This is a genomic window from Bacteroides zhangwenhongii, from assembly GCF_009193325.2.
Taxonomy (GTDB): Bacteria; Bacteroidota; Bacteroidia; order Bacteroidales; family Bacteroidaceae; genus Bacteroides; species Bacteroides zhangwenhongii.
In genome coordinates this window covers 4,539,545-4,558,691 of sequence record NZ_CP059856.1, presented here as the reverse complement: position 1 = coordinate 4,558,691, position 19,147 = coordinate 4,539,545, and the positions used below count along the sequence as shown (strand labels likewise).

Sequence of the window (19,147 nt, the reverse complement as noted above, 5' to 3'; positions counted from 1 at the left end):
AAAACCATAAGGAACGGACTTTATCCGAATCCAGTTTTGAAAGGTCTTGCATAAGCCCGGTTTTCAGTATAGATATTCAGCACGTATTGCCTTGCTGTCATGATCCACTTGGCAGGTACGGAGATGAAGCTGAAGACAAAAGCCTTTATGCGACTCGTTTCCTTGAGCCCGAAAGCCTTGGTGTCAAGCTTGCTAATGATGGTCTTATAGAAATTGTGTATCAATGCCGTAAGCAGAAGGAATACAGTGTTCTCTGACATGAACGACTTGGGGAGCCTGTTCCAGCCGAATCCGTTGTTCATATCATCGAATATACGCTCTTTGCCCCCACGCTTGTTGTAAAATTCGACGATGTCTCTTGTTGATGAGTCATAATCGTTGGTAAGAATGGATCTGTAGGTGTATTCACCTTCCCACAAGTCAAGCTCTCCATCCATGCGCTTTTGTCTCTGAATGACAAGACGATAGCACTTGCCTTCCCATTTCTCAACAAGAATGGAATTGAGTTCAAACTGGATGCCGTTGATTTCCTCCGTCTTCCATCCCCTCAGTGAAAACAAGTCATCGTAGAGCGAACTGCATCTGTTGGCGCGGATGTAGAAGTGCGTGCAATGCTTCTCTATCTCACTGACAATTTCCTTCGAGCACGAACCACAGTCGGCTCTGAAGCGATTCACACGGATGCTGTTGGCTTCCAGTAGGGCAAAGAATCTCTTGTGGGTCTCAGCCTGATAAAAGCGCACATTTGTGTTGCCATCGCTGTTCTCAACATAGACAATCATGTCACCGATGACATATACGCCAGGTCTGTAGCCGAGGAACTTCTTGTATGTCGGTTTTGCATCATACTTCTCTGTTTCAAGGAACTGATGGTCGAAATCAACATCATAAGATTCCACCTCATTCAGTTCACCGGTGGAAACCAAGGCTTTTATAAGCAAGGCGTTGAGCTTGTCTGCCGTATTGAAATCATAGGTCTTGCCCTTATCGGAAGTATATGAGATGTTTTCCTGTGTTAGTTCCTTGATGGCTCTGAGGATGGTATCAGAGCTGCATGTGCGCAAGGTCGGATGATACGAGAGATGACGCATCAGATGCGATGTTACATCCTCCACGCATGAACCGCCACAGAAGTATACGCTCATCAGAGAACGAATAATTTCGCTGTACTGGTATCCGATGATACTGCGGCATCTCTGACCAAGTGTCTGGTCGATAATAGGTGAAAGCATGGAGTCAAATCGCTCCATGATTGAAAAAATTCCTCCAAAAGGTGTGAGTTTTTCGGATTTTATTAGTTCCTTTGCCATGTCTTGTTACGATTTACGCTTGTTTTGAATTGCAACACTAAGATAAGTGAAAAATCTGACATGGCAAAATCCTGAGCAACTTTTTGTTGCTCAGGAACTTATAAATAAAGTTAAATCAAAGTGTTGCGGAATTAAGGGTAAAAACGAAATCAAGAGTTTGGACGAAAGCGATAGGTTAAGCAGATAATGGAATATTTATATTGTAAAGATGATAATTTTCAGGATTTTGCAAGTGGTCGGGTTCTTTATGGAGGAAAAGGAATACCGAATTTCCCGATTCGATTGTTGCTTGAAATTTACGGTCGGGCACTGGAGCGTTCGAATAAAAAAGAGGATTTAGTCATATATGACCCTTGTTGTGGGGGAGGCTATTCCCTTACAATTCTTGGATATTTTCAAAATAAGTATATCAGAAAAATATATGGTAGTGATATTGATGAAGATATGGTAGCTCATGCAAAGAAAAATATATCCTTACTTACTGATGTTGCTTTGAAAAAGAGAAAAGCAGAGATAGAGGAACTTTACAATTCTTATGGTAAGGAATCTCATAAGGAGGCATTAGATAGTTGCGATAAATTAAGCATTATGCTGGGGAATGATATATCGACAGAGATTTTCCAAGCGGATTGTACGATGCCTTTGCCGGAAATATTGCCTGATATAATTATTACGGATGTTCCATACGGAAATTTGGTGGAATGGGAACAAGGTAAGAATTCCATGGATGCTATGTTGGAACAGTTATGGAGAATTTCGCATGAAAATACAATTTTAGCTGTATGCATGGATAAAAAGCAGAAAATCAATTGTGAGAAATGGGAAAGGCTAGAAAAGCAAAACATTGGGAAACGAAAATTTGAAATTTACAAAAAGTAAGAATTTTGAAAAGCCTGACTATGTAAATGAGGCAATGGAAACTTTGAATTTGAGGAGGTGATAAGATGACAGCATATATGAGATTAAGATAATACCGCGAGTTGTGTTGCGGTACATCCGTATTACATAACTCGCTTTCGGTCAAGAATGTAATAATGGAGGATGTCATGAATAAAATTATTAGATTTAATGACAGCGAAAAGCTTTTTCGTTGTCCAATATGTAAACGAAAGTTAAAGATGGTAGGCAATAGTTTGCTGTGTAGTAATAAGCATTGTTTCGATATTTCTAAATTAGGATATGTGAATTTTGCATTAAATCAAAAGCAATCTAAGCATTATAGCAGAACTTCTTTTGAAAGCAGAATGGATATTTTAGAAAAGGGATACTATTCACATATTCTTACGGAGATAACACATATATTGAGCAAGCTTGAAAACATAACAACTATTCTTGATGTCGGATGTGGTGAAGGATATTATTCTAGAAAAATCAAAGAACTATTTCAAGCAGATATAGTTGCTTTTGATATTTCAAAAGATGCCATTTCCCTTGCTTCAAAAAGAGACGGTAGTAAGTCTATAAAGTGGTTTGTGGGTGATTTGGAAAATATGCCAATTAGAGACCACTCAGTAGACTGTATACTGGACATATTTACACCAGCTAATTATTTGGAGTTCAATAGAGTTCTGACGGATAGCGGCTATATTGTAAAGGTTATTCCTGGGAATAAACATCTGATGGAGTTCAGAAACATTGCAAAAGAACATTTGAAAAATCAAGAGTATTCCAATGAGAATGTGATTAACTTATTCAAGAAGCAGTATTCTGTTATTTACCAAAAAAGAGTTTCAGAATCATATGAAATGCCGTTAGAGGATATTAAAATTTTTGCAGACATGACCCCACTGCTCTTCCATGTAGATAAAACTGAGATTGATTTCAAAAAGCTAAAAACTTTGACGATTGATGCAGAGATATTTGTGGGAAGTCTATAACGCTTGAAACTTTCAGTTTGACGGAGCAACAAATTCCAATTTGTTGAACTGAATAGCACATACTGACCGATAGGAACAAGGATGAAATATACCTTGTTCCTTTTCGTTTACCCAGGGCATTCATAGAAAATGAATAAACAGGTCAGTTATGCATACCAACACTTATCTCGGACAGAGACTTTAGGAAAGTGTATTCATGGTTCTATGTATTTGTGCCCGGCGCTATTAATTGCATTAGGAAAATTTGAATATTATGGTTCTGGAGGTTGTCAAATTGGTGATTCGATAGATTCACATAATAGACCATTTTCTCATATTGCTTCAGTGATTGAATGTTTTAATCACAAAATAAGTATAGAATCTAATAGAATAATAGGTAATTTTGGTGACAATAGCGATATAACCGAGTTAGATATAAAAAATTTTTCATACTCTAGCGAAGATTTGAGTGGACCGCTTGTAGGAGGGGCCACTAAAACGGCATTACTTTTATCTGTTAACAAACAAAAATTTATCATAAAAAATCCATATTTAAAAACGGATGTCTATGATATGATTGATTTTTTGCGCTTAATAGGTAAAAAAATTGACATCTCTGATAATTCTATTGTCTGCAGTGGAAATGTTATGGCTTCTTCCAATCAGTATATTGAATTTAATCTAACTCAATGCATAAGTGAAATTATAACATATTCCACGTTAGCTTTAATAAATAATACAAATTTGACATTTTTAGATTTAAACAAGAAAACAATTTCGCTAACTTTAAAACCTGAGATATAATATTATTCAATCAGTGACAGAAAAATTATCCTCTTTGCCTTATATAGAAACATAAATGCTATTAGACCACTTGAAGTTACGGTCATAAATCAAAAGGATGTTGTCCCTTGGAAATTTCCTCCTAAACATGAATTTATGTATGGTGAGTGGCTAAGGGAGCAGTTTGATAAGGGAGCAATTCCTGAGCCAACTTATGATCCCGATTTAGCAATTCTTTTATCTCAATTAAGAGAAAATAGTATTAACCTTTTCGGACCAGAGGCAACAGAAGTGATTGAGCCTGTACCAATGACAGATATTCGAAGGGCGATTAAAGAATCCTTACCCGGGTTGATAGCTAGCATTGAAGGTGACGAACACAATGTGATTTTAACTTTAGCCAGAATGTGGCTGACATCCTCTTCCGGTAGAATTTGCTCAAAAGATCAGGCTGCTGAATGGGCGATACCTAAATTAGCCAAAGAGCATGCTACTTTACTTGAAAAAGCAAAAAAGGCTTATTTGGGAGATTATGATGACAAGTGGGAAGGAATGGAGACTGAGATAATTGAACTCGTTAATTATTTGAAAAGATCTATAGAGTCTTCCCTTAATATTTAAATCCTTTTCGAATAGTTTAAATACAACAGTGATTAGTTTTTAATGCGTATTATTGGTGTTTATTACTTCGATATGTTCCCTCATACCTCGTTTTCTCAAAAAACAGTAAAAAATTGATAGATATGTTTCCGCATACGTCGGGCTCTAAAATTAGCCAAAGACATCAATTCCATCAACTCGAGCCACGTGGAGTGCGTAGTTTTGATGTCAAGGGTAAGCAAATAAAGGGCGAAAAGAAAGCTATAAAACTGCTTGAAACTTTTGAATATAAACCTGAAAAATATGCCGAAACCCTCATGACAATTTAGAAGTCGCCAAAGTAAATGAAAATGTTCTGTCGCACGTCTTATTAGTATATCTTAGCATATCACTAATAATGACGATTATGGCAGGGATTCATTTCGATCAGGTTGTATCGCGCGGTTGCGGTATGGACATCCACAAGAAGGTGGTGGTAGCGACGGTCCAAGGCGAAGGGATCTGTAAGGAGACCAAGTCTTTTGACACCTTCACGAGTTCTTTGACACAATTGAGAGAATGGTTGGTATCATTAGGAATCACTCACGTTGCGATGGAGAGCACTGGAGTGTATTGGAAACCGATATACAACGTGTTCGAGGATTACATCCGCAACATCTGGATTGTCAATGCCCGTCACATCAAGAATGTTCCGGGTCACAAGACAGACAAGAACGACAGTGAGTGGATATGCCAGTTGCTAATGGCAGGATTGCTCAAGCCCAGTTTTATTCCCCCTCGTGAGCAGCGCGAGCTTAGGGATCTTACTCGTTACCGCCGCAAGCTGATAGAAACGGTGTCGGCCAACAAGAACCGCATCATCCGTACGCTTGAGGACGGCAATGTCAAGTTGTCCAGCGTTCTGAGCGACACGAGCGGCTCAACTGCGACCAAACTGATAGAAATGCTTTGCGATGGCAGGATTCCGACATTGGCAGACATAGAGTCTGTACGACACAAGCGTTGTCTGCATTCCGCGGAGGAAATGCTTGAGGCATGCACGGGTTATATGAACAGCCACAAGATATACATGCTTCAGAAGATACGTTCATGCAACAGACGGCTCACGGAGGAAATCACGGAGATGGACAGGCATATCAAGGAAATCCTCTCTCCCTACGAAGATGTCATTGCAAGGCTGAGCGAGATACCCGGAGTGCAAAACCGCACCTGCGAGGAACTGATAGCCGAGATTGGTCTTGACATGGGCAACTTTCCTACTGCGGCGCATCTTTGTTCCTGGGCAGGAATGTGTCCAGGCAACAACGAAAGTGCTGGCAAGAAGAAGAGCGGAAGGACGAGCCACGGAGACAAGCATGTAAGGGCTACACTCGTTGAAGCCGCATGGGCTGCCTCACGAACAAAAGGGACGTTCTTCATGGAACGCTTCAACCGACTTGCCCCACGCAAGGGCAACAAAAAGGCGTTGATTGCCGTTGGGCACTCCCTTCTCAAGTGCATACACTATGTGTTGTCAACAGACGGAAGATACAAGGAGCTTGGAGACAGTTATGTGCCTGAGAAGAAAGAGAAGCAACGCAAGGAATACCTGAAAGGTGAGTTAAAGAAACTTGGCTACCATGTAGTCCTGACGAAGAAAAAAGATTAGCCTACACAATATAAAACTGGGGACTGAGTTAATCCAAGGCCGAATTTTACTGGAACATCCCGAGTCCGAAAATGAAACTGGTCCCAACTGCTGAGAGGCAAAGTTTGTGACATTATGAGCACGTGTATGAAAATTCAACATCAACTCAGCAGTATAAATATAAATTGCCGAACATGCCAGCCGCGCACTTGCCCAACAGTGAGTGCTCTCTATTTTTGTGTCATTGGCTCAGAGAATACATAAAAACAAAGTAAAAACAGCCGTTATAAACTAAAACGGCACAAATAATTTTCGTATGAAAGAGTTAATCATATTTTTGAAGTACTCGGTCTTTCACTTTTTGAATGCTACGATATGACCGAGAAGCTTTATAAAGAAGTGAAAAAAATTGCAACGGAGATAAATAACTTTTTAAACGAGGAGAATTCAGATGAAAGAAAACAAATATGATGATAATATATTTTTTCAAAAATACAGTCAAATGAGTCGCTCACAGCAGGGACTAGCCGGTGCAGGAGAATGGGAAACATTGAGAAAGCTGCTGCCGGATTTTAAAGATAAGCGTGTGCTTGATTTAGGATGCGGCTATGGATGGCACTGTATTTATGCGATGGAACACGGTGCTTCTTCTGTTGTAGGTGTTGATATTTCTCATAAAATGTCTATGGTAAAAAGTTAAAAAATCCTCCCACTTTTGTTAGATATATTTTTTTGTGTAATTTTGTAATCGTTATGCGGCAGTAATAATATACATATTAATACGAGTTAGTAATCCTGTAGTTCTCATATGCTACGAGGAGGTATTAAAAGGTGCGTTTCGACAATGCATCTACTGTAGTATATTATTGCTTAATCCAAATGAATATTATAAATTTAGGAATTCTTGCTCACATTGATGCAGGAAAAACTTCCGTAACCGAGAATCTGCTGTTTGCCAGTGGAGCAACGGAAAAGTGCGGCCGTGTGGATAATGGTGACACCATAACGGACTCTATGGATATAGAGAAACGTAGAGGAATTACTGTCCGGGCTTCTACGACATCTATTATCTGGAATGGAGTGAAATGCAATATCATTGACACTCCGGGACACATGGATTTTATTGCGGAAGTGGAGCGGACATTCAAAATGCTTGATGGAGCAGTCCTCATCTTATCCGCAAAGGAAGGCATACAAGCGCAGACAAAGTTGCTGTTCAGTACTTTACAAAAGCTGCAAATCCCGACAATTATATTTATCAATAAGATTGACCGTGCCGGTGTGAATTTGGAGCGTTTGTATATGGATATAAAAACAAATCTGTCGCAAGATGTCCTGTTTATGCAAACTGTTGTCGATGGATCGGTTTATCCGGTTTGCTCCCAAACATATATAAAGGAAGAATACAAAGAATTTGTATGCAACCATGACGACGATATATTAGAACGATATTTGGCGGATAGCGAAATTTCACCGGCTGATTATTGGAATACGATAATCGCTCTTGTGGCAAAAGCCAAAGTCTATCCGGTGCTACATGGATCAGCAATGTTCAATATCGGTATCAATGAGTTGTTGGACGCCATTTCTTCTTTTATACTTCCTCCGGCATCAGTCTCAAACAGACTTTCAGCTTATCTCTATAAGATAGAGCATGACCCCAAAGGGCATAAAAGAAGTTTTCTTAAAATAATTGACGGAAGTCTGAGACTTCGAGACGTTGTAAGAATCAACGATTCGGAAAAATTCATCAAGATTAAAAATCTAAAGACTATTTATCAGGGCAGAGAGATAAATGTTGATGAAGTGGGTGCCAATGATATCGCGATTGTAGAAGATATAGAAGATTTTCGAATCGGAGATTATTTAGGTGCTAAACCTTGTTTGATTCAAGGATTATCTCATCAGCATCCCGCTCTCAAATCCTCCGTCCGGCCAAATAAGCCCGAAGAGAGAAGCAAGGTGATATCCGCTCTGAATACATTGTGGATTGAAGACCCGTCTTTGTCCTTTTCCATAAACTCATATAGTGATGAATTGGAAATCTCGTTATATGGTTTGACCCAAAAGGAAATCATACAGACATTGCTGGAAGAACGATTTTCCGTAAAGGTCCATTTTGATGAGATCAAGACTATCTACAAAGAACGACCTATAAAAAAGGTCAATAAGATTATTCAGATCGAAGTACCACCCAACCCTTACTGGGCCACAATAGGGCTGACTCTTGAACCCTTACCGTTAGGGGCAGGGTTGCAAATCGAAAGTGACATCTCCTATGGTTATCTGAACCATTCTTTTCAAAATGCCGTTTTTGAAGGGATTCGTATGTCTTGCCAATCTGGTTTACATGGATGGGAAGTGACAGATCTGAAAGTAACTTTTACTCAAGCCGAGTATTATAGCCCGGTAAGTACACCTGCTGATTTCAGACAGCTGACCCCTTATGTCTTCAGGCTGGCTTTGCAACAGTCAGGTGTGGACATTCTCGAACCGATGCTCTGTTTTGAGTTGCAGATACCCCAAGTAGCGAGTTCCAAAGCTATTACAGATTTGCAAAAACTGATGTCTGAGATTGAAGACATCAGTTGTAATAATGAGTGGTGTCATATTAAAGGGAAAGTTCCATTAAATACAAGTAAAGACTATGCCTCAGAAGTAAGTTCGTACACTAAGGGCTTAGGCATTTTTATGGTTAAGCCATGTGGGTATCAAATAACAAAAGACGGTTATTCTGATAATATCCGCATGAACGAAAAAGATAAACTTTTATTCATGTTCCAAAAATCAATGTCATTAAAATAATGGAGCGGTCAGGAAATTTCTATAAGGCAATACGGTTGGGATATATACTTATCTCCATTCTTGTCGGATGTATCGCATATACCAGTTTCTATGAATGGCAGAAACTGGAAGGACTTGAAGAAGAAAACCGACAGATAGATAGGTTCCGCCTTCAGTTACATTCTGCATATGTTCAAATGATAGAGTTTTCTCTGCTTGGGGAAACCATATTGGAATGGGATGCCAATGATTTGGAGAACTACCACTCCCAACGTATGGTGATGGACAGCATATTGTGCGGTTTTAAGAAGACCTACCCGTCTGAACGGATAGACAGTCTGCGCTTTCTACTGGAAGATAAAGAAGTGCAGATGCGGAAAATCGTGCAAGTTCTTGAAAAGCAAGATTCCATTAACAAGAAGATTGCCGGACAGGTTCCGGTCATTGCAAAAAAGAGTGCGCAGGAGCAGCCTGTCAAGCCAAAACGCAAGGGATTTCTTGGCATTTTCGGCAAAAAAGAAAAGCCGAAGCAGACAACAGCCACGACTATGCTCTATACGCTCCACCGCGATGCAATAGCACAACAGCGTACACAAAGCCGCCGCCTGTCGGAACACGCCGACAGCCTTGCCGCCCGCAACGGAGAATTGAATTACCGGTTACAAGAACTTATCTCCCATATGGACACAAAAGTATATCAAGACCTGCAAAATCGTGAGGCCGAGATAATGACCATGCGGGAGAACTCGTATATGCTTGTCGGGAGCATGACCGCCATTGCCTTGGTATTGCTGCTCATATCCTACATCATAATACACCGCAATAACAGAAGAATCAACCGTTATGAAAAGGAAACGGAAGAACTGATAGGGCGATTGCAACAGTCTGTCCGTGCAAATGAGGAACTGATAGCTTCCCGTAAGAAAGCCGTGCATACCATTACCCATGAGCTGCGCACACCATTGACAGCGATAAACGGCTACGCAGAGCTTATACATGAAAACGATGCAGAATGTGCCGGTCGTTATTCAGTGAATATGTTACAGGCATCCCGGCATATGACAACCATGCTGAACTCGTTGCTTGAATTTTTCAGGCTGGAAAACGGGAAGGAGCAACCAAAAGTATCTCCGTTTCGCCTGCAAAGCGTGTCCGAGATGCTTAATGCGGAATTCCTTCCACAAGCAGAGAAGAAAGACCTTAAACTGACAATCGAATGTGATTCGGACGTTATTTTGGCAGGTGATAAAGAACGTGTCATTCATATCGGCAACAACCTGTTGTCCAATGCTGTCAAGTTTACACAATCCGGAAGCGTATCATTCCGTCTTTGCCATACAGAAGGCTACCTTGTGTTAAGCGTGGAAGACACCGGCAGCGGGATGAACAAAGAAGAGCAACAACGGATATTCGATCCATTTGAACGCCTGTCCAATGCAGCCACACAAGACGGATTCGGTCTGGGTTTAAGTATCGTGAAACGGATTGTTGATATGCTTGGCGGAACAATACGGGTTGAAAGCGAGAAAGGGAAAGGTAGCCGTTTTACAGTACGAATACCTATGTTGGTTGCGGATGCCATTGCCGAAAAGCCGGAATTACGGTCAGAACAACGCCTTGAAAAGACGTATTCGGTTGTCGCACTTGATGACAACGAGATAGTGCTGGGCATGGTAAAAGAGATGTATGCCAGTGTCGGAGTGCATTGCGACACCTTCAGCAATGTCGGTGATATGATGGAGGCGTTGCGCACACGGCATTATGATTTAGCAATCGTGGATTTGAAGATGCCGGAGATGAACGGCTTTGAGGTATTGGAACTGATGCGTTCATCAAGCGTCGGCAACTCAAAAGAGATACCCGTCATTGTGGCAACTGCATCCGGCAGTTGCGAAGCTGAGGAACTGACAGCGCAAGGTTTTACAGCCTGCCTGTTCAAACCATTCTCACTGTCAGAACTGATTGAGGCATCGGAAAAATGCCTTTCAGCCAACACCAGCAAAGAGGAAATACCTGATCTGGCCTCCCTTCTTGCTTACGGTGACAAGGCGGCAATGCTTGACCGCCTGATAACCGAAACTGAGAAGGACGTGCAGGACGTAAGGAATGCCGGAGCAAGAGGCGACCGCATGGCTTTGGGCGAATGGATACACCGCCTGCGCAGCTCTTGGGCTGTAATTCATGCTGATAAACCGCTGTGGGAACTATACGAATTGTTGCATCGGGAAAATGAATGTTCGGAAGCGGAGTTGCAACGTGCGGTATCATCCATATTGGAGAAAGGTAATATGATCATCAATGTCGCCAAAAACGAAAGGAGGAAGCTCAATGAAAATCTATGTGATTGAGGACAATACCGTCTATAACGAATATGTCTGCAACCTTCTGAAAAAAGGCGGCTTCAAGACCGAGCAGGCATACCATCTCAATACAGCCAAGAAGTTGTTGACCAAGATTGGGGATGATGACATCGTGCTTGCCGACCTGCGTTTACCCGAGGGTGACAGTATAGAACTGTTAAGATGGATGCGCAAAAATGAAATGCGTCATCCGTTCATCGTAATGACAAACTACGGTGAAGTCGGTTCGGCAGTAGAGAGTATGAAACTCGGGTCAAAAGATTATATACAGAAACCTCTGCTGGAAGACAAACTGCTACCGCTAATCCGTTCCATACAGGAAGAACGGGACAGACTGGCGCAACGCCAAGTGCCGATATTTATTCGACAAGGCGCAGCATATCAGAATATAAAGAAGCGGGTACGCCTTGTCGCTGCCACACGTATGAGTGTGCTGATACTTGGAGAAAACGGGACAGGGAAAGAGCATATCGCGCAACACATCCATGCCCAAAGCAAACTGTCTGACAAACCTTTCGTTGCGGTGGATTGCGGGGCGTTATCTCCGTCATTGGCGCAATCCGCTTTCTTCGGGCATCTCAAGGGGTCATTTACCGGAGCTGATACCAATAAAACCGGGTATTTCCAAGAAGCCGAAGGCGGAACGTTATTCCTTGACGAAGTCGGTAACCTGACGCCGGAGATGCAGCAGATGTTGCTCCGTGCCATACAGGAACGACGTTACCGACCGATAGGGGCCAAAGAGGACAAGGCAGCCAACGTGCGTATAGTTGCTGCAACCAACGAGGACTTGCATAAAGCCGTTGCCGAGAAACGCTTCAGACCGGATTTGCTATATCGTTTGCAGGAATATGTGATAACAGTACCTCCTCTGCGCGATTGTCCGGAGGACATAATCCCGTTGGCTGAGTTTTTCCGCGAAATAGCCAATCAGGAACTGGAACGGAACATACAAGGCTTCAGCACATCCGCCTGTAAAACCTTGCTCGCCTATCCGTGGCCGGGCAATGTACGTGAGCTGAAACAGAAGATTCTGTCAGCCGTACTGCACACAGAAGGCGATATCATAACGGAGAATAGTCTGGAACTTGACAATGAACAAACAGCTTCATCCATCGGTTTTACGCTAAAGAGTGATGAAGAAGAGAAAGACCGCATACTGCGGGCTCTGAAACAAACTGACGGGAACAAAAAGCTGGCGGCGATACTATTGGGCATTGGCAGGACAACGCTGTACAACAAAATCGAAGAATACGGAATTGACGACGCAAAAGAATGAACAAGCCTTATGTGTGTACATTTTCTGAACAATAACCGTGTTCAGAAAATGTACACGTGTTCAGATTGTGAACACATTTTGTCCTTCAGAAAAATCAGTCTAAAAATATTTTCGCTGTTTATGTCGCTATAAATCAGTGTAAAACATATCTAGCTTCACGATTTCCTATTTGAGGGAGCGCATTTTGCATTGTATATCAGTGTGCGCACAACGACAAGCAACTATAAACCCTCAAATGGAAAAAGAACATGAACTACCTCATATTGGCGGAAACAGAATTTTTCGCCATGATTAACGAAGCCGACAGCGGCTGTCTGAAGACCGCATACGGTGGTTTCATAAGCTCAGTCATATCGTTATGCCATGAATGTGCTGACCGCAACCAAGCTGCCATTACACTGGCATATACCGAGAACGAATTGCAGTATCATAACACGCTGTATACAGCTGCCGGAAAAAGCATGACCGACTTATATGTACGCAAAGCCCTTGCCTTTGTGCGCAAGATGCAGAAGTTCCTTGCAGCTCCCCAAGTGCCACCACTCACATCCAACATCCATCCCACCGTTATCCCCACAGCAAAAAGCAAAACACAGAAGTCCCTGCAATGGACGGGCAACACCCTCGACCTTGTGGAGCTGGTTTACGGGCTGAGCGAGATGGGCTGTATAGACAACGGCGAGACTCCCTTGAAGGTGCTCGCCCCTGCCCTCTACGAGTTCTTCGGACTCGACACCAAGGAGTGTTACCGCTACTACTCCGCCATCAAACTGCGCAAGAATCCCAGCCGCACCTATTTCATCGACAAGATGCAGAAGAAACTCAATGAGAAGATTCGACGGGATGAGGAATTGGAGCGGATGAGGCGGTAAAAGGATGTGATTTAGCCAAAAAAGCATAAATTATCACCTATTTTTGAATAACACTATCTGTTATTTGAAAATAAAGTTGTAACTTTGCAGCAGAAAAGTATAATAGAATATGTAAGTCAAATATAGACAGCCAATGGATATATTCTTTCAGAGCAAGAAACTGGAGAAGATAGCATCTGACCCACGAAAATGCTTAAAGGAACTTGGTCAGACAAGAGCTGAATTGTTCCAGAAGCGTCTTCGAGATCTCTATCGAGCCGACACCTTGGAAGATGTGCGTTACCTGCCAGGACGCTATCATGAACTGAGCGAAAACAGGAAAGGACAATGGGCTTGTGACCTCGACCAGCCGTATCGGCTGATATTTGAGCCTCATGAAGACCCTATTCCGACCGACGAAAACGGCAAGTATGTCTGGATAGAGATAAAAGGAGTAGAAATTGTAGAAATAGTGAATTATCACGGTAAATAGTATAGTATTATGGCAACTTTAAAGAAATTCGTTCCGCCGGTGGAGTTTCATCCCGGTATCACCCTTTCAGACAAACTGAAAGAGATGGGGATGAGCGTAAAGGAGTTTGCTGTGCGCACTTCAAAACCGGAGAAGACCATCTTTGCCGTCATTGGCGGCAAGAGTAGTGTGACCTCTGATATGGCTGTGGCGTTCGAGAGTGTCACAAAGATTCCCGCACATTTCTGGCTGAACATACAGCGCGGGTATGATGAGTATGTTGCTCGACAGAAAAGAGAAGAGCAACTGGCCCTGGCATACGAATGGGCATGTTCGTTCCCCTTGGCAAAAATGATGGAACTGGGCTGGATTCCCATGGTAAAGACGGTTGAGGAGAAAGTCAAGGCATTGCTCTCGTTCTTTCAGGTCAGCACGGAAAGGGCATGGGAAGACTACTACCTGAACCAACAGTTGAAAGTGGCATTCCGTATATCCCTCAATAACACCAAAGAGCCGCACGCCATATCCGCATGGCTGCGTCAGGGAGAAGTGCAGGCAGCAGAAACGGAAGTCTGCGAGTTTTCCGAGAAGGCACTGCGTGAAGCTATCCCTGCCATGAAAAGCCTCTGTGCTGAGCATCCTGCTGATTTTGCCGTGGCATTGCAGGAACTGTGTGCCAAGGTGGGCGTCAAGCTGGTTTATACACCTTGTCTGCCCAAGGCTCCCATCAACGGCTCCACAAGATGGATCAATGATGCGCCCTGCATTCAGATGACGGGAAGACATAAGAGAAACGACATATTCTGGTTCACATTCTTCCACGAATTGGGACACATCCTGCTACATGGCAAGAAAGACATATTCTTGGAAGACATTGAATATGCGGACAAACAGAAGGAAAAGGAGGAAGAGGCCGATGCTTTCTCTTCACGCACCTTACTGTCTCAGGCAGAGGAAAACGAGATAATCAGGCAGGGAGATTTTTCTGCTGATACGATTCGATATTATGCAGAAAAGTTCAATGTACATCCCGCAATCATTGTCGGAAGATTGCAGCACAAGAAGGTAATTCCATTTACCGCACATTCAACTCTGATAGAAAAGATAGAGCTTTTCAATTAGCACGATATAATAAGCCCTCCAGGCGAGCCGCAAGGCAGCATACTTGGAGGGCGTTCTTCATTTTAGGCGGTAGCGGAATCATTGTCCACTACTGCCTTTTTCTTACTTATTCTGCAACAGATGCTTCAGGCTTTCATCGCTGGCAATGCGCTCCAGCTCGTCCTTGACTATCTGCTTCACCTCGTCCTTGATGCGGTTGTAGTTTTCCTGCACCTTCTCCTTCATGCAGTCGTTGCCATGCTCGTCCGTGAAGTCCGTGATGACGGGAATGGGCTTGTAGGCTTTCGTCTCGGCGGCGACCTTCGCATTGTCCACCACAATCTCCGCATGGAAAATCTTCTGCTCGATGCGCTCGTCGAAGTTGTCGGAGACAGCACCCACGAACATGCCCTGCGTGAGGCCGGAAATCTTGCTGGGCGGGATGAGTGAATCCATCTGCGTGTTGATGGAGGTGGAAACGTCCTGACGGTTGATGGAGATGGACTGCCGCTTCTGCAACACCTTACCGAAACGCTCCGAAAGCGTCTTGGCCGTCTCGCCCACCACCTGCCCGGAGAAGATGTTGCCTACGGTGTTCATCACCACCTTCGCCTCCTTGTCGCCATAGTCGCGCACCAGCTGCGAGAAGTCCTGAAATCCCAGACACACCGCCACCTTGTTGCTTCGTGCCGTGGCGATGAGGTTGTCCAGTCCCTTGAAATAGATGGTGGGCAGCTCGTCGATGATGACCGACGATTTCAGCATCCCCTTCTTGTTGATGAGTTTCACGATGCGGGAGTTATACAATCCGAGTGCCGCGCCATAAATGTTCTGTCGGTCGGGATTGTTGCCCACGCAGAGAATCTTCGGTTCTTCGGGGTTGTTGATGTCGAGCGTGAACTCGCTGTCCGACATCACCCAGTAGAGCTGTGGCGAAATCATGCGTGAGAGCGGAATCTTCGCGCTGGCAATCTGTCCCTGCAGCTGTTCCATCGCTCCTCCCTGCCAAGCGTCCATGAAGGGGGAAAGGTAGTTCTCCAGTTCGGGATAGCTCGTCAGAATGGGAAACACATCCTCGTAGCGGCGGTTGAGCAGTTCGATGGCATGGGGAAAAGTGCAATACCTGCCGCCCTCGTAGATGCGCAGGAACCAGATGATGGCAGCGAAGAGGATGATGGGCGATTCCACGAAGAAGTCGCCCTGCTTCTGCACATCGGGTAAGTCAAGGGCATTGCTGCCCCCTTCTCCCCTAAGAACCGTACATGAGAGTTTCCCCTCATACGGCTCAAGCAACTCAATATTTCTATTTGTTGTTAGAAATCGGCTCATACTTTCAACATTTTCGTTTATTTCGCTTGTAGCAGTTGTTGTGGACAAGTTGCCGTACAATCGAACCACCAACAGATATTTCGTTGACGTTCCATGCTTTTGTACAATCTATTTCCTTGCCACATAACGGACAAATCCGGTTCTGCTTGTTCCATAAATATAAGAGAGACTTATATGGGGCATAGAACGAAGCGGTTTTTTCAATGGTCGGGAAAAATGGGCGAAAGGTTTTGAAAACCAAAGGGTTTAGGCATGATCGGGAAAATGGGCTGAATATTTCGAAGCGGTTTTTCTCTTTACATGGCTTACATCTGCTTTACGTTTGAGGGGCTTTTCTTCGGATATTCGGGGGATTGCTTTACATCGGGCTTGCAGATGGGGCTAAAACGGCCTGGAAGGGTTTTATTTTCGGCTGTGTGGCCGTTTTATGGCTGGGTTGATGGATTTTGTTATATGATGGTGTGAACGGCTGTGTGGCCGTTTTTTTGTGCCTATTTTTAAAGATGTTGCCTTAAAATTCTTCCAAATAAGTATTATTTGGTATATTTGCAGCATAATAGAAACGAATATGGCAAAAGTGATTCATGTGCATTTGCTGCATAAAATAGACGGGACGAAGCAGAAAGATTGGTATTTCAGCAGTATATCGGCTGTTTATACGGTTCTGACGGCAGATCAGGTGGGGGCAACCAAGAATTACCTGCTTCATGCCGGGCTGTCTGGTAACGGCACAATATGCACGAAAAAGGCTATAATTAAGCAATCTACGCTCATCTCGGGTGGTAGTAAGGGAATGGTTAGAACGATATAATAGCGCCGTTAGAAAGGCTTGTAGGCGTTATTTCTTTGAATGCTGATTGGGGAGCTTATGGCTCCCTTTTTTTATGCCCCTACGGTTGGTTTTATTTGGTTAGGGGTTACTATTGGGGTTACTGTTAGGGGTTACTACTTCTTTAAGTTAGGGGTTACTTTAGGGGTTACTTTTTCAGTTCTCAGAGGGTACGCCCGAAATAGGAAACTATGTTATAAATGAAAGCAAGTGCCGTTTTTCTCTGTTTTCAGAGAGGAAAAACGACACTTGTTTGTGTGATATACCTTATTATAATAAAATAAATCCTTTGATTTACAGTGTATTTACGAGTTTGCTTCAGGTAAATTCCTTCAAAAGTGTGTGCGTGCGTCCTTTTTTAGCCTTCTGTAGGAGGCATGCGTGTACCACTTAGAAGAACTTGCTGATACTTCCGATTACTTCAAAGACATTGATGATGCGTGATTTGTCGAATTCCTGTTCATCGTAGTCATTGGTGTTGATGGGGATGAAGCGCAGCTTGTCCGGATCCGGCGACCTGCGGAGGATTTTAATGGTGCGGATGGTATCCAACACCACTGCATAGATTTCGCCATATTGGATGTCGTTGAGTGTGCATTGGTGCAGGGCAATGATGTCGCCATGGTTTATTTTGGGTTCCATGGAGTGCCCGGTGACATTGCACCAAAGGCTGGTTTTTTCGAATCCCCTTATTACAATGTTGGTGGCAGGTATGTTTACCTGTGAATTAAACACTTCATCAAAGCCCCCGATAAAGTCCACATCGTAGTATGGTGTACCGATGGATGGGTTCATAGATGTGGTAGGCAGAGTCGAAGAATTTGCTTCGTCTATTGTTTTAATGCCGTTCAAATCATCTTTCAACATGCTTCCTGCACCAGTAAGTAACCAATCGGCAGATAATTCCGGATAGGCTAATAGAATTTTTTCAATATTCATTGAGCTCATGCCTTTGCCAGACACCTTTGCTTTCCCAATAAGTCCAACAGAAAGACCGGCATTAACAGTCATTTGATTGTCATTTATGCCCTTTTTCTCCATGAAATATTGAAGTCTTTCTATAAAATTCATATCCTTATATTGATTTTCTTCCATATTTAGTTTGATGTATTGAAATAATTCTATATATTTGCAGCGTGTTTAAGATGTAAACAGCGCGCCAAATATACAAAAAAGGCGTGTGATTAGCGAATTTTAAGGATTAAAGAAAATGAAAGCAAAAGTAATTATAGCTCAAGCAACAGCCGAGACCGCCGAAGCTCTTTACGGACTGGTCAAGAAGATGGTAGATACAACAGCAATCAAGGCTTATCCCAGTGTAGATTATCAGGCAGTTTTCTTTTCAGCTGATAGATACGACTTAGACTTTGTAAAAAGAGTATTGGCGGATAAGTGCTTTTCTTTCAAAATTGAAGATGCAGAATAATACAATAAAATAAGTGAGTTTATGACACAGCAAGAATTTATGGAACGGACGGGGATAACCCCTACAGCAGAGGATTTTGATTACATCCATGCGGTTTATCTGAACACTTCGATGAACAAGGATGAGTTCTGCAAAGATTTCAAGAAACATGGGGACAGCCGGATTATCCGCGATGTTCATGTGCGAGTGCTGAACTATGAAATGAAATGTGAACGTCAAAAGGAAGTTATCGACAACCTGACCGATTTTCTGATTGGCAAGGCACATGCGTATGACGATACCGATTTCCGCAAAGAAGCGGTAGGGCTGGTCGGTGAGATGGAAGTGGTGAAACGGACCATTGAATTGGGGCTTCCGCTTTGGGATGAAGACAGGATGGTTGTCCTTTCGATGATAGAAGAACAAGGCAAATAGATTGCCGGATAACTGGCAGCCCGGAAAGACGGGCAGGGGCGGCAGGCACGGCCGGAGAGTTGGTAAATCGAAATAAGAAAGCGTAGAAAGCCGTCGGGGTTCGATTCCCCGCGCCCCACGATATAA

General features: G+C 43.1%; 15 protein-coding genes and 4 pseudogenes. 15 read left to right on the top strand and 4 right to left on the bottom strand.

Translation table 11 applies throughout. The features are described 5' to 3' along the window. Positions 1-20: 20 nt before the first annotated feature. Positions 21-1,310, bottom strand: coding sequence for an IS1380-like element IS614 family transposase (locus GD630_RS18140; protein ID WP_143868557.1), 1,290 nt, complete (start codon positions 1,308-1,310; stop codon positions 21-23). 186 nt (positions 1,311-1,496) lie between these two features. Here GD630_RS18140 and GD630_RS18135 point away from each other — a divergent pair, with 186 nt between their 5' ends. From GD630_RS18135 to GD630_RS18075, 12 genes and pseudogenes are all read left to right on the top strand, one after another. Then, positions 1,497-2,189 (top strand): hypothetical protein, encoded by a 693-nt coding sequence (locus tag GD630_RS18135; RefSeq protein ID WP_118408998.1) that lies wholly within the window; start codon positions 1,497-1,499, stop codon positions 2,187-2,189. 167 nt (positions 2,190-2,356) lie between these two features. Next, positions 2,357-3,187: a methyltransferase domain-containing protein gene (locus tag GD630_RS18130; protein WP_083655179.1), complete on the top strand. Its 831-nt coding sequence runs from the start codon at positions 2,357-2,359 to the stop codon at positions 3,185-3,187. 129 nt (positions 3,188-3,316) lie between these two features. Then, positions 3,317-3,970 carry a hypothetical protein gene (locus tag GD630_RS18125; RefSeq protein WP_118409000.1) on the top strand — a complete coding sequence of 218 codons (654 nt, stop codon included), beginning with the start codon at positions 3,317-3,319 and terminating at the stop codon, positions 3,968-3,970. 48 nt (positions 3,971-4,018) lie between these two features. Further along, positions 4,019-4,590 (top strand): annotated as a pseudogene (locus GD630_RS18120) (aminoglycoside adenylyltransferase domain-containing protein); the annotation flags it as partial. 365 nt (positions 4,591-4,955) lie between these two features. Then, on the top strand, positions 4,956-6,197 hold the full coding sequence (locus tag GD630_RS18115) for an IS110 family RNA-guided transposase (RefSeq protein ID WP_238482909.1): 1,242 nt from the start codon (positions 4,956-4,958) through the stop codon (positions 6,195-6,197). A gap of 430 nt (positions 6,198-6,627) precedes the next feature. After that, positions 6,628-6,858 (top strand): annotated as a pseudogene (locus tag GD630_RS18105) (class I SAM-dependent methyltransferase); the annotation flags it as partial. A gap of 197 nt (positions 6,859-7,055) precedes the next feature. Further along, the gene (tet(Q), locus tag GD630_RS18100) at positions 7,056-8,981 is read left to right on the top strand and encodes a tetracycline resistance ribosomal protection protein Tet(Q) (protein WP_004291466.1); all 1,926 of its coding nucleotides are present in this window, start codon (positions 7,056-7,058) and stop codon (positions 8,979-8,981) included. Continuing rightward, positions 8,981-11,308 carry a hybrid sensor histidine kinase/response regulator gene (locus GD630_RS18095; protein ID WP_117795394.1) on the top strand — a complete coding sequence of 776 codons (2,328 nt, stop codon included), beginning with the start codon at positions 8,981-8,983 and terminating at the stop codon, positions 11,306-11,308. Before tet(Q) ends, GD630_RS18095 begins: the two co-directional genes overlap by 1 nt. Next, positions 11,289-12,599, top strand: a complete 1,311-nt coding sequence (locus GD630_RS18090) for a sigma-54-dependent transcriptional regulator (protein WP_117795396.1) — start codon at positions 11,289-11,291, stop codon at positions 12,597-12,599. The genes GD630_RS18095 and GD630_RS18090 overlap by 20 nt, the downstream gene beginning before the upstream one ends. Positions 12,600-12,847: 248 nt before the next feature. Beyond that, a complete protein-coding gene (locus tag GD630_RS18085) occupies positions 12,848-13,471 on the top strand; it encodes an RteC domain-containing protein (protein ID WP_103004149.1) in 624 nt (207 codons plus the stop codon). Positions 13,472-13,604: 133 nt separating this feature from the next. Continuing rightward, positions 13,605-13,943, top strand: a complete 339-nt coding sequence (locus GD630_RS18080; protein ID WP_103004148.1) for a type II toxin-antitoxin system RelE/ParE family toxin — start codon at positions 13,605-13,607, stop codon at positions 13,941-13,943. A gap of 9 nt (positions 13,944-13,952) precedes the next feature. After that, entirely contained in the window at positions 13,953-15,044 is a 1,092-nt protein-coding gene (locus GD630_RS18075) for a HigA family addiction module antitoxin (protein WP_103004147.1), read from the top strand. Between the two features lie 102 nt (positions 15,045-15,146). Here the strand turns inward: GD630_RS18075 and GD630_RS18070 are convergent. Then, positions 15,147-16,235: pseudogene (locus GD630_RS18070) on the bottom strand (TraM recognition domain-containing protein); the annotation flags it as partial. 121 nt (positions 16,236-16,356) lie between these two features. Continuing rightward, a pseudogene (locus tag GD630_RS21615) lies at positions 16,357-16,524 on the bottom strand (group II intron reverse transcriptase/maturase); the annotation flags it as partial. A gap of 396 nt (positions 16,525-16,920) precedes the next feature. On the opposite strand from GD630_RS21615, the gene GD630_RS18065 reads away from it, so the two are divergent. Beyond that, complete coding sequence (locus GD630_RS18065; RefSeq protein WP_007751495.1) at positions 16,921-17,163, top strand: hypothetical protein; 243 nt, start codon at positions 16,921-16,923, stop codon at positions 17,161-17,163. 408 nt (positions 17,164-17,571) lie between these two features. On the opposite strand, the gene GD630_RS18060 is transcribed toward GD630_RS18065, so the two are convergent. Beyond that, the gene (locus GD630_RS18060) at positions 17,572-18,252 is read right to left on the bottom strand and encodes a S24 family peptidase (RefSeq protein WP_394368239.1); all 681 of its coding nucleotides are present in this window, start codon (positions 18,250-18,252) and stop codon (positions 17,572-17,574) included. Positions 18,253-18,391: 139 nt separating this feature from the next. Between GD630_RS18060 and GD630_RS18055 the strand changes: the two genes are divergently transcribed. Both GD630_RS18055 and GD630_RS18050 read left to right on the top strand, forming a co-directional pair. Continuing rightward, positions 18,392-18,607, top strand: coding sequence for a hypothetical protein (locus tag GD630_RS18055; protein ID WP_007751500.1), 216 nt, complete (start codon positions 18,392-18,394; stop codon positions 18,605-18,607). Positions 18,608-18,628: 21 nt separating this feature from the next. Continuing rightward, positions 18,629-19,021 (top strand): hypothetical protein, encoded by a 393-nt coding sequence (locus tag GD630_RS18050; protein ID WP_007758936.1) that lies wholly within the window; start codon positions 18,629-18,631, stop codon positions 19,019-19,021. The last annotated feature ends 126 nt before the right edge of the window (positions 19,022-19,147 follow it).